At 72.4% G+C, this 11,816-nt stretch carries 7 protein-coding genes; 3 read left to right on the top strand and 4 right to left on the bottom strand.

The features are described 5' to 3' along the window. Nucleotides 1–342, top strand: a 342-nt coding sequence (locus tag QZ772_RS01165) for an OmpA family protein (protein ID WP_295522227.1), incomplete at its 5' end; no start/stop codon positions are given. 108 nt (nt 343–450) lie between these two features. Here the strand turns inward: QZ772_RS01165 and QZ772_RS01170 are convergent. From QZ772_RS01170 to QZ772_RS01185, 4 genes are all read right to left on the bottom strand, one after another. Next, nucleotides 451–1,086: a response regulator gene (locus tag QZ772_RS01170; protein ID WP_295522229.1), complete on the bottom strand. Its 636-nt coding sequence runs from the start codon at nt 1,084–1,086 to the stop codon at nt 451–453. A gap of 5 nt (nt 1,087–1,091) precedes the next feature. Then, nucleotides 1,092–3,083 carry an ATP-binding protein gene (locus QZ772_RS01175; protein WP_295522240.1) on the bottom strand — a complete coding sequence of 664 codons (1,992 nt, stop codon included), beginning with the start codon at nt 3,081–3,083 and terminating at the stop codon, nt 1,092–1,094. A 97-nt stretch (nt 3,084–3,180) separates the two neighbouring features. Beyond that, on the bottom strand, nt 3,181–3,999 hold the full coding sequence (locus tag QZ772_RS01180) for a carbon-nitrogen hydrolase family protein (RefSeq protein WP_295522232.1): 819 nt from the start codon (nt 3,997–3,999) through the stop codon (nt 3,181–3,183). Continuing rightward, the gene (locus QZ772_RS01185; protein ID WP_295522234.1) at nt 3,996–8,045 is read right to left on the bottom strand and encodes a YhdP family protein; all 4,050 of its coding nucleotides are present in this window, start codon (nt 8,043–8,045) and stop codon (nt 3,996–3,998) included. The genes QZ772_RS01180 and QZ772_RS01185 overlap by 4 nt, the downstream gene beginning before the upstream one ends. Before the next feature lie 127 nt (nt 8,046–8,172). Here QZ772_RS01185 and glnE point away from each other — a divergent pair, with 127 nt between their 5' ends. Together glnE and QZ772_RS01195 are read left to right on the top strand one after the other, a co-directional pair. Further along, nucleotides 8,173–10,908 (top strand): bifunctional [glutamate--ammonia ligase]-adenylyl-L-tyrosine phosphorylase/[glutamate--ammonia-ligase] adenylyltransferase, encoded by a 2,736-nt coding sequence (gene glnE / locus QZ772_RS01190; protein ID WP_295522236.1) that lies wholly within the window; start codon nt 8,173–8,175, stop codon nt 10,906–10,908. A 76-nt stretch (nt 10,909–10,984) separates the two neighbouring features. Beyond that, nucleotides 10,985–11,816 (top strand): septal ring lytic transglycosylase RlpA family protein (locus QZ772_RS01195; protein WP_295522238.1); only part of this gene is annotated, 832 nt, incomplete at its 3' end.

Consider the following 11,816-nt stretch of genomic DNA (forward strand, 5'->3'; position numbering starts at 1 on the left):
AGCGACGCCGGCTTCGACACCGGCCGCGCCAACATCCGCCCGACCCTGGCGGGCGTGCTGGACCAGTTCTCCACCGGCCTGCGTAACAACCCGAACGCCGAAGTCCGCATCATCGGCCACACCGACAACACCGGCACCGATGCCATCAACGACCCGCTGTCCGTGCAGCGCGCCGCGGCCACCCGCGACTACCTGACCTCGCGTGGCGTGCCTGCCGCCGCCATCCAGATCGACGGCCGTGGATCCCGAGAGCCCATCGCCAGCAATGCCACCGATGCGGGCCGCGCCCAGAACCGCCGCGTCGAGATCTACGTCGGCGAGCGCGCGCCCAACCGCGGCTGATCCCCCACCGCCGTCTGTCGCCCACGGCGCAGGCCGGCGACGGAACGCCGTGGACCGCTCCCTCGGGACTGGCCACGGCGTCTTGGCGTCCGGCCCTGCGCGGTGCAATCAGGCGTCCGCGCCGCGCAGCAGGTTGGCCAGCTCGACGGCCGACTTCACTTCCATCTTGTCGAACACGCGCGCGCGGTGCACTTCCACCGTGCGCACGCTGATCGACAGCTCGTCGGCGATCAGCTTGTTGGGCAGGCCGCGCACCACCCGCCGCAGCACCTCGCGCTCGCGCTCCGTCAGCTCCTCCAGCCGCTGCTGGATGCGCTGGCGCTCCTGGCGGACGTCGATAGCCGCCTGCGACACGCGCAGCGCCTCTTCCACCCGGTCCACCAGGGCGTTGTCCGAGAAGGGCTTCTCGCAGAAGTCGAAGGCGCCGCGCTTGACGGCGTCGACCGCGGTCGGCACGTCCGCATGGCCGGTGAGGAAGATCACGGGCATCTCATTCAACTGGCCGGCGCCGGCCAGACGGTCGAACAGCGCCAGGCCGCTGGTGCCGGGCATGCGCACGTCCAGAAGCAGGCAGCGGGGCTGGTTGCGGAAGGCGGTGCTCTCCTCCAGCCGGGCGGTGAAGGCATCGGCGCTGGCGAAATGCTCGCTAGCCAGACGGCGCGAGCGCAGAAGCCAAGCCAGGGCCTCGCGCACGCTCGCGTCGTCGTCGACGATGAAGATGAGGGCGTCGATGAGGGGTTGCATGGGGGTCAGAAGGAAACGGGTGCCGCCTCGCCGCGCCCGGTCGGCAGCGTGAAGCGGAAGACGGTGCCGCGCGGCCGGTTGGGCGCGTGTTCGAGGGCGCCGCCGTGCTGCTCGACCACCGTGCGGCACAGGCTCAGACCGAGCCCCATGCCGTCGCGGCGGGTGGTGAAGAAGGGGGTGAACAGGCGTTCCTGCACTTCCGCGTCGATGCCGCAGCCCTCGTCGGCCACGCTGAAGGCGATCCAGCGGCGGGTGTCGCCGGCACCGCCCGCCGCGAGCTCTGCGCCCAGGGTGAGCACGCGTCGTCGCAGCTCGGGCCGGTCCATGGCCTGCATGCCGTTGCGCGCGAGATTGAGCAGCACCTGCTCGACCAGCGAGCGGTCGCACAACACCGGGGGCAGGTTGGCGGGCACCTTCAGTTCGACGCGCACGTCGAGCTTGCGGGCCTGCAGCTGCACCAGAGGCATCACGGCCTCGAACAGCTGCAGCGGCGTCACCGGCTCGCGTGCGCGCTCGCGGCGGCGCACGAAGTCGTGCACGCTGCGGATCACCCGGCCGGCGCGCTCGGCCTGCTCGGCGATGCGGCGCATGGCCAGCGCGAGCTGCTGGCGGTCTTCGGCCTCCTGGCCGGGCAGGGGCGGGCTCTCGAGCAGGTTGAGCGACCCGGTCGCATAGCTGGCGATGGCGGCCAGGGGCTGGTTGAGCTCGTGGCTCAGCAGCGAGGCCATCTCGCCCACCGTGGCCAGGCGTGCCGTGGCCTGAAGCCGCTCCTGGCTGGCGCGCGACATCTCCTCGATGCGGCGCTGCTCGCTCAGGTCGACGATGGCGCTCATCCAGCCGGTCTGCACGCGCCGGTCGTCGATCAGCGGCGTCTCGAAGATCAGCACCGGGAAGCGACTGCCGTCCTTGCGACGGAAGACCGACTCGTAGCCCTCGCGCGCGGTGCCGCCGCTGGCCTGGCGCATGTGCTGGCGGTTGCGGTATTCCGCGGCCAGCTCGGGTGGCCAGTAGGGCATCTCGTCCGCGCGACCCAGCAGCTCTTCGGCGGTGAAGCCCACCATGTCGCAGAAGGCGGCATTGACGTAGGTGACGCGGCCGTCCAGATCGCGGGCGCGCAGGCCGGTGAGCACCGAGTCCTCCATCGCCTTGCGAAAGGCCAGGGTGTTCGACAGGTCGTGCTCCACGCGCAGCCGCCGGCGCGTGTCCCGCGCCAGCAGCACCAGCACCGACACCAGCGCGATGGACATGGCCGTGACCAGGCCGGTGAGCAGGTTGGGGAAGAGGTCCGGCGCGCTGCGCCAGCCGTCCACGCGCAGCATCAGCGTGAGGCCGGGCAGCTCCAGCGCCTGCTGGGCCGTGAACACGCGGTTGCCGGCGCGCCGGGCGGTGCCGATGCTGGCCAGGCGCGTGCCATCCAGCTCCAGCAGCGAAACCTCCTGGCCGCGGGTCATGCTCGCATCCAGCATCTCGGAGAGCACGCCGCGCAGCGAATAGAGGGCGATCAGATAGCCGCCGTGGCGCGAGGGCAGGCAGACCTCCAGCACCTCGATGCCGCCGCCGCCGGGCAGCGGCAGGTAGTGGGACGGCGCATAGGCGCCACCGCGCTGGCGCTCGGCCGCGGTGCAGGCCTGAACCAGCTCCGGCAGGCTGGACGGGCGCTGCTGCAGGTCCAGCGGATGGGGCCGGTATGGCGTGTCCTCGGCCGTCTGCAGCACCAGCGAGGCATCGCGCCGCTCGATGCGCAGCCACTCGCGATGGCCGCGCAGCAGCTGCGCCGCTTCGTTGGAAAAGCGCTGCGGGTCCGCATCGGTGGCCTGCAGGCTCTGCAGGTTGCGCGCGAGCGCCGAGCGCAGCTCCGACGTCGCATCGGCGGTGTCGCGCTCCAGCCGCTGCTGCACCTGCTCGATCTCGTGCCGGCCCGCCAGCCAGACCACGGTGATGAGCAGGCCCGTGACCAGCAGCGCCAGCAGCGCCCACAGGAACCAGCGGCGCCACATCGAGCGCAGGCGCCGCCAGCCGGGGGGCGGCAATGCTGCGGCCTCGATCGGCAGCTCGGCAGCGGGCAGGCTGGCGCTCATCGACGAAGGGCCCGGCTCACAGCACGCGGTGGCCCAGCGCCGGCAACTGTTCGCGGCAGGCGGCCAGGCGCGCGATGTCCAGCTCGGCGATCACCACGCCTTCGCCCTCGTCGCGACGTTCGGCCAGCAGCTGGCCCCAGGGCTCGGCCACCAGCGTCTGGCCCCAGGTGCGCCGGCCGTTCTCGTGCCGCCCGCCCTGGGCAGGCGCGGCCACGAAGGCCAGGTTCTCGACGGCGCGGGCGCGCAGCAGCAGTTCCCAGTGGGCCTGTCCAGTGGTGTGGGTGAAGGCCGCGGGCACCAGCAGCAGTTCGGCGCCCTGCGCCGACAACTGGCGGTAGAGCTCCGGAAAGCGCAGGTCGTAGCAGACCGACAGGCCCACCTTCCAGCGGTGGCCATCGCGCGAGGGCAGCTCGAACAGCGTCGGGGTGCCGCCCGGGGCGATCACGCGCGCCTCGTCATAGCGCTCGCGGCCGTTGTCGAAGCAGAAGAGATGGATCTTGTCGTAGCGCGCCACGCATTCGCCCGTGGGTGCATAGGCGAGCGAGGTGTTGAACACATGGGCCTCGTCCGCCGCCTGCAGGGGCAGCGTGCCGCCCACGATCCACAGGCCGAACTCGCGCGCGCACGCCGCCAGGAAGTCCTGCACGGGCCCCTGGCCGGGCGCTTCGCGCAGGGGCAGCTTGTCGGTGTCGCGGTGGCCCATCAGGCAGAAATACTCGGGCAGCGCGGCCAGCTCGGCGCCGGCCTCGGCGGCCTGGGCGAGCAGGGCGCGGGCGCGCGCGAGGTTGTCTTCGCGCACGGTGCCCGAAACCATCTGGATGGCGGCGATCTTCATGGTTTTGCCTCGTTGTCGGTGGCGGTGCGCACGCCCGGTTGTGCCGCGGCGCGCGGCACCTTGACCACGCGCGGATCGGTCCAAGTGCCGTCGATCAGGAACTCCTGCGTGGTGGCGGCCACCAGCGGGCGGCTCAGCACCATCTGCGCCAGGAAGGTGCCCAGGCCGACCGCCGGGTTGATGGCCGTGGCCACCAGCGCCGCCGTGCCGGCGTTGATCTCGGGAATCACCACCACGCGAAGCTGCTGCGTCTCGTGCGAGATGTCGGCCGAGCCGTCCATGAAGACGGCGGCATTCACGCCCTTCATCTGCAGGTTGTTGGTGCTGGCGATGCCGTTGGCGATGCGCGCGTCGCCGCGGATCTGGTCGAAGGCGAAGCCGGCGCTGAACAGGTCGCGGAAGTCCAGCGTCAGCCGGCGCGGCAGCGCCTGCAGGTTGATCACGCCCAGCAGTTTGGCGATGCCGGGCTCGGCCTTCAGGAACTGGCCGCTGGTGACGTCCAGGTGCAGGTTGCCGCCCAGCGAGGCCAGGTCCAGGTCGAAGGGCGAGCCCTGCCAGTTCACGGAACCGCCCAGTTGGCCCTTGCCGGAGGCCAGCACGCCGGGCATGCCGAAGCGGCCGAGCAGCGCGCCGGCGTCCTGCATGTCGAGGGTGAAGTCCAGCGTCATGTGGCGCTTGGCGCCGGCCGAGGTGGGGGGCGCCCAGCGGCCCTTGGCGTCCAGGCGCGCCTCGGGCAGCGTGAAGGCCAGCTTGTCGAGCCGCCATTCCCGCCGTCCGCCTTCGGCGGACTGCGTGGCGGCCACGATCTCGGCCCGGCCCAGGTGGCGGCCCAGCAGCTCCAGGTCGTCCACCACCACGTCCAGCGCCGGCAGGTCCTCGGGCGGGGCGGTGTCGAGCAACGACTCCACCTGCTCGCGCGACTCGCCCGGAGCGATGCGCAGATAGGCCAGCCGCGCCTTCACCTGGGCGGGCGCCTGGTTGCGGTACTCGACGCTGCCGCTCAGCTCGCGGGCCTGCACCTTGGCCTTGTACAGATTGCCTTCGATGGTGCCGTCCACCGTCAGGTCGTTCAGCGTGCGCCCGGCCACCTGCAGGCGGCCGGCCTGCAGCGCGACGCGGTTGGGCAGCCAGGGCGAGGCGGCCACCGCCTGGGCGGTGCCCGGCGGCGCGGGGGTGGCCGGGGCGGCCGGCGCCCTCTGCGTCGCCAGGGCGCGCCAGGCGTCCACGTCGATGTCGTCCAGATGGATCTGCGCCAGCACGCCGGTGGCGGGCAGCGTCTTCGAGCCCGCCACGGCCGTACCGACACGCAGCGCGCCGCGCACGACCGTCGGCTGGGGCGTGTCGAGCTCGCGCACGTATTCGGCCGAAGCCACGTCGCCGAGGTGCAGGTCGATGGTCTCGGTGCGGCCGCGGCGGGCTTCCTCGGCCTGGCGCAGGGTCAGGCGAAGCGGCCGCGTCGCCTCGGTCGGTTTGCCGAGAGGCGCGGGAAGGTCCATTCCCAGGCCCTGCAGGCTGCTGTCGAACTGGAAGTCGGGCACGCCGTTCTGCAACTGCAGGCTGGCCGTGTAGCTGCTGCCGCCCTGCAGCCGGCCGGCCAGGCCGTTGAGTTCGGGTTGGCCTTCCACCGTGCGCAGGCCTTCGGCCGTGAACTGGCCCTGGGCCTTGAGCGACAGCGGCTTGCCGCTGCCGCCGTAGCCGCCCTGGCCTTCGATGCGGATCGGGCCGCCCGCCAGCTGGGCCTGCACGCCCGCGAGCGAGAAGCCGTTGTCGGTGAACTGCAGCGTGCCCTTGACCTGCGTGAAGGGTGGCGAATGCGGCACCAGCCGCACGTCGTTGCCCGGCAGCACCACGCTGGCCTTGACCTGCGTCTGCGCCATCTGCGTGAGGGGCATGTCCATGTCGAATCGGTAGTCGCCCGACCCGCTGGCCTCGATGCCGCCGATGAAGCTGCTGGCGTCGCCGGTGAGGGGCGCGCCCTGGCGCAGCAGGTCGGCCACCGGCCCGCGGGCCTGCAGCTGCAGCAGCAGCTTCGGTGCGTGGGCCAGATCGGGGATTCGGGCCTCGCCCTTGACCAGCTCGATGGCCGGCGCGCCCGCCATGCGCCCGCGGGCGTTCAGCACCTGCATCGTCTGCCGGTCGAACACCAGCTCGCCCGACAGGCCGGTGACGGCCGGCCACGCGGCATGGCCTGCAGGCACATGCGGCACGTAGTTGAAGTGCACGTCCTGCACCTGGGCCGTGATGCGGAAGGCGTCCTGCGGCGCCGCCGAAGGCACATGGTGCAGGTCGCCGCGGATGCGGAATTGCACGTCGCTGGCGCGGCCCTTGACCACCGCGTCGCGCACGTAATGGCGCGTCTCGGCCGGGATGCCCAGCGGCAGGTAGCGGTGTACGCGGGTGCCGTCGGCGCGGGTGAGCTGGGCCGTGAGATCGAGCACGCCCGGAAAGCGGCCCTGCCCGGCGGGTGCGGGCTCGCCGGTGTGCCAGCGGATCTGCGCGCTGCCTTCCGCATCGGCATTGGCCAGGCGCAGATCGGGCAGCTGCACCTCGATATCCTCGTCCTTGCGGCTCCAGCGGAGGGTGGTGTCGAGCCGGTCGACCGGCACCGACGGCTCCTCGAACACGCCCGGCACGTCGACCGCGCCATTGCGGATCGCCAACCGGGCCGTGCCGCCGGCCTGGTTCAGGTCCACTTCGGCGTCCAGGCCGCGCATGCCTGGCGAGCCCAGGTGGTGGCCATCGGGCGTGGCGTTGCGCCCGTCCGCGGCCACCGCCAAACCCTTCACGCGCAGTTTGGCCTGGTAGCGCGTGGGCGAATCGGCCGGGCCCTGCCAGCTGCCCTCGATGTGTTCGAGCAGGCCGCGCGGCGCCCGCACCGCGAGCAGCCGCCGCACCTGGCTGCCGATAGGCAGGCGGTCCGCGATCAGGGCCATCGCGCCCAGGTCCAGCTGGTCCGCGCGCAGGGCGCCGCTCTCGGGCGTGCGGCCGTTGGCCGGCTGGGTGCGCAGCCAGAAGTTGCCGCCGGGCCAGCGCTGTCCGTCGCCGGTCGCGAACTGCAGGTTCTGCGTCGAGAACTCGAACAGCTGATCGGTGGCGCGTACCGCGAGGCGCCCGGTCAGGTCGCGCAGTTGCAGGGGCTCGAGCTGGGCGCCGAGCACGGCGTCGATGCGCGACAAGGCCAGGTCGGCCGCGCCGCCGACGGCCCGGCCCGATTCGACATCGATCCAGGCCCGGACCGCGCCCTCGCCCTCGCGGATGCGCGCATCCAGCTTCACGTACTGGCCCAGCCGCGTGACGTCGATGTGCGGCAGGTCGGCATAGAGCTGGCCGCTCCAGTCGCGCCAGTCGCCGCTGCGCAGGCTCAGCAGCGGCTGGCGGAAGCGGCCGTTGATGGAAAAGCGCTGCCCCCAGCCCTCGGGGGGCGTGGCGTCCAGCCGCATCGCGTGGCTGCGCACGCCGTTGCGCACCACGAAGCGCACGTCTGCCAACGTGAGCGTGGGCGCATCGCGTGTCTCGTCGGTCCAGCGCACCGTGCCGTGCTCGACCACCACCTCGCGCTGGGAGAAGAGCCAGTCGGCGCCCGGGCTGTCGTCCTTGCGGTCGTCGGGGTTGAGCACCACGCCGGCGATGCGCAGCCGGCCGTCGGCATCGCGCCGCACGTCGAGCTCGGGCCGCTCGATGTAGAGCTGCTCGAAGCCGCGGTGCCACAGCGAGCGCGGCGATACGCTGGCCACCACGCGCGCCAGCCGCAACGCCTCGCCGCGGCCAGGGTCTTCCAGCACGACGTCGTGCAGCTCGATGGTCGGGAACAGGCTCCTGGAGTACGCCTTCAGCGAGCCGATGCGAACGGGTACCCCTGCGAGGCGGCTGGCTTGCGCCTCCAGCGCGCCGCGCCACTCACCGATCCGCGGCACAATCCACGCGTGTAGGACGACGACGCACAGGCCGACGAGCAACCAGCCGGCCACCACCAGGGCCAGCAGCCAGCGTGCTGCGCCAGCTGCGATCCTGAGCAGACGTGGAGGAGATGGCGTCGTGACATTCATGAAGGATCGCGCTGTGTCGGAAATTATGACCGGCCGCCCCTGGCCCGGTTCCGAGCCGGCCGGCGGAGAAGGCCCCTCAAACCGTCCGATTTCGGAGCATGCGCAGCCGGCGCTCTCGTCGGCCGCCATGCCGCCCTCGCGAGGGCTTTCATCGGGCTCACGCTTTGTGCAGCGGCTGCGCCGGCGCTATGTCGACGAACTGCCGCTGCTGCCCCCCGGGGCGCCCCGCCGCCCCCATATGGAGAGCGCGCTGACCGCATTGCGCGCGGCCGGCCGGCCCACGGGCGATGCGCTGCGCATCGTGCGCCAGCTGGTCATGGAGCGCCTGATCGCCCGCGATTGCGATGAAGGCGCCCCGCTCGAGGAAGTGCTGCAGGCCGTGACCGAGCTGGCCGAGTTCGCCCTCGACACCGCCTGCCGCGAGGCCTGCGCCGAGCTCGACGCCGTGCACGGCGCGCCGCGCAGTGCCGACGGCCAGCGGGCGCAGCTGTGGATCGTCGGCATGGGCAAGCTGGGCGCGCGCGAGCTCAACGTCTCCAGCGACATCGACCTCATCTACCTGTACGACCAGGACGGCGACACCGCCGGCGACGCCCAGGGCCGCGGCAGCATCGCCAACCAGGACTACTTCGGCCGCGCGGTCAAGCGCATCTACCAGCTGGTGGGCGACACGACCGAGCATGGCTTTGTCTTCCGTGTCGACCTGGCGCTGCGGCCCAACGGCAATTCGGGGCCCAGCGTGGTCTCGCTCGACGCGCTGGAGGAGTACTTCCAGGTCCAGGGCCGCGAATGGGAGCGCTTCGCCTGGCTCAAGAGCCGCGTGGTGGCGCCCACGGCCGCCGTCGAGTCGGGCAGCGCCCAGGCCCTGCGCGGCGTGGTGCTGCCCTTCGTCTTCCGCCGCTATCTGGACTACAGCGTGTTCGACGCGCTGCGTTCGCTGCACCGCCAGATCCGCGAGCAGGCCATGCGCCGCAGCGCCGGCCGGCCCGAGCGCGCCAACGACGTCAAGCTCTCGCGCGGCGGCATCCGCGAGATCGAATTCATCGTCCAGCTGCTGCAGGTGGTGCGCGGCGGACAGTTTCCGGAGCTGCGCACGCGGCCCACGCTCGACGCCCTGCAGCGCTTGGCACGCGCCGGCCTCATGCCCCAGGCCACGGCCGACGAGCTCGACCGCGCCTACCGCTTTCTGCGTCAGGTGGAGCACCGCATCCAATACCTGGACGACCAGCAGACCCACATGCTGCCCGTGGCGGATGAGGATCTGCGCTGGATCTCCGCCACGCTGGGCTTTCCGGACTGCGGTGCCTTCCTGGAGAAGCTGGACACCTACCGCGAGTTCGTGGCCCAGGAATTCGACACGCTGCTCGGCGGCGAAAAGCGCTGCAGCGGCGGCAGTTGCCAGCGCGGCGGCACCGGCCCGCGCTCGGCGCCGCAGGACCTGGGCGAGCTGCTAGCCAGCCTGCCGGCCCCCTTCGCGGAGCGCGTGCGCCAGTGGGCCGACAACCCGCGCATCACCGCGCTGCGCGACGAGGCCCGGGCCCGGCTGCGTCAGCTGGTGATCCGCACCGGCCGCTGGCTGCAGGAGGCCGAGGCGTCGACCGCTGGCGACCGCTGCGCCCATCCCGTGGATGCGGCGCTCCGATGGGCCGACTGGATCGAGCCGCTGCTGCGCCGCGAAAGCTACCTGGCCCTGCTGGTGGAGCGCCCGGGCGTGCACGAGCGGCTGCTGCGCCTGCTGGGCGCGGCCAAGTGGCCGGCGCGCTACCTGCTGCAGCACCCCGGCGTCATCGACGAACTCGCCAGCCTCGACATGCTGGCCGCCCGCTTCTCGGCCCTGGAGTTCGAGGGCGAACTGGAGGCGCGCCATCGCTCGCTCTCGCGTACCGGCGAGGCGGACGAGGAGGCGCTGATGAACCTGCTGCGCCGCGCCCACCATGCCGAGGTCTTCCGCATACTCGCGCGCGACCTGGAAGGGCGCCTCACCGTCGAACAGGTGGCCGACGATCTGAGCGCCCTGGCCGACGCGGTACTGGCCATCACTGCCCGCTGGTGCTGGCCGCATGTGCGCAACCGCCATCGCGAGCTGCCGCGCTTCGCCGTCATCGGCTACGGCAAGCTGGGCGGCAAGGAGCTGGGCTACGGCAGCGACCTGGACATCGTCTTCGTCTACGACGACGAGGACGAGCGCGCGCCCGAGGTCTACGCCGCCTACGTGCGCAAGCTCATCAACTGGCTGACCATCAAGACGCGCGAAGGCGACCTGTTCGAGATCGACACCGCGCTGCGGCCCAATGGCAACTCGGGCCTGCTGACCATCACCTTCGACGCCTACGAGAAGTACCAGCTGGGCCGCGGCAGCAACACCGCCTGGACCTGGGAACACCAGGCCATGACCCGCGCGCGCTATGTGCTGGGCAGCGCGGAGCTGGGCGCGCGCTTCAACGCGGTGCGCCACGCCGTCATCGCCGCCCCGCGTGACCGCGCCGCCCTGCGCAAGGAGATCGTCGCCATGCGCGAGAAGGTGCGTGCCGCCCATCCGGTGCGCCCCGGCCGCTTCGACGTCAAGCACAGCGCGGGCGGCATGGTGGACGCCGAGTTCGCCGTGCAGTACCTGGTGCTGGCCCATTCGGGCGAGGTGCCGGCGCTGCTGGACAACGTGGGCAACATCGCGCTGCTGCAGCGCGCCGAGGCTGCCGGACTGCTGCCGGCCGGCGTCGGCCATGCCGCCGGCGATGCCTACCGCGAGCTGCGCCGCCTGCAGCACCGCGCACGCCTGGACGAGGCGCCCACGCAGGTGCCGCCCGAACTGGCGGCCGGCGAGCGCGCCGCCATGCTGGCGCTGTGGGAGTCGGTCTTTGGCTGAGCCGGTGTTGCGTCGCCGCCGGCCGATCGGCTTTTCGGTTCGATGGACGACCTGGACGGCGGCCTGCGCTGCCGCCGTGCTCGCCGGATGCGCCAGCACGCCGCGTGATGGCCCGCCCCGCAACCCGCCCCCGGGACTGGCCCAGACGCCCGATGCCGAGCCCCGGGTGGAGCCCATCCGCGGCGCGGGCGGGACCAGCCGTCCCTACACCGTCGCCGGCCGCAGCTACACGCCCCTCACCGACGACCGCCCGCTGGTCGAGCGTGGTCTGGCCTCCTGGTATGGCCAGGGCTTCCATGCGCGCTCCACGGCCACCGGCGAGCCCTACGACATGTACGCCATGACGGCTGCGCACCGCACCATGCCGCTGCCCAGCTACGCGCGGGTGCGCAACCCGGCCAACGGGCGCGAGGTGATCGTGCGGGTGAACGACCGGGGCCCGTTCCGCGACGACCGCATCATCGACCTGAGCTACACGGCGGCGCTGCGGTTGGACCTGCTGCGCGGCGTGGCGCCGGTGGAGGTCGAGCGGCTGACCAACGAGGCGATCCGCACCGGCGCCTGGCGCCGGCCGTCGGACACGCAGCTGGCCGCGGCGCCGACGACCGTCGGGTCGTCACGAGCGGTGTCATCGGCGCGGGTCGAGGTCGAGGCCGTGCCTGTGCCGGCCGCCTGGGTGCAGCCGGTGGCCGCTGCATCGTCGCCTGCACCTGCACCCGGGCCTGCGCCTGCGCCTGCGTCGGTGTGGCGCCTGGCACAGGCCTCTACCTCTGTCGCCAGCGACGCGGCACCGGCGCCTGCAGCGGCCGAGCCGTCCGCGGTGGCGCCATCGGCGGTCCCGCTTCCGGCCGAGCCGCCGCCGCGCTTTCGCAACATGGAGGTGGCGCCGCTGGCGCCGATGACGCCGG

The sequence above is a fragment of the uncultured Pseudacidovorax sp. genome, assembly GCF_913773995.1.
Classification (GTDB): Bacteria; Pseudomonadota; Gammaproteobacteria; order Burkholderiales; family Burkholderiaceae_C; genus Xenophilus.

What these genes read in the sequence shown, in the direction of transcription:
- QZ772_RS01170 (WP_295522229.1), bottom strand. Translation starts at nt 1,086, where the DNA reads ATGCAACCCCTCATCGACGCCCTCATCTTCATCGTCGACGACGACGCG.
- QZ772_RS01185 (WP_295522234.1), bottom strand. Translation starts at nt 8,045, where the DNA reads ATGAATGTCACGACGCCATCTCCTCCACGTCTGCTCAGGATCGCAGCT.
- QZ772_RS01180 (WP_295522232.1), bottom strand. Translation starts at nt 3,999, where the DNA reads ATGAAGATCGCCGCCATCCAGATGGTTTCGGGCACCGTGCGCGAAGAC.
- QZ772_RS01175 (WP_295522240.1), bottom strand. Translation starts at nt 3,083, where the DNA reads ATGTGGCGCCGCTGGTTCCTGTGGGCGCTGCTGGCGCTGCTGGTCACG.
- glnE (WP_295522236.1), top strand. Translation starts at nt 8,173, where the DNA reads ATGCCGCCCTCGCGAGGGCTTTCATCGGGCTCACGCTTTGTGCAGCGG.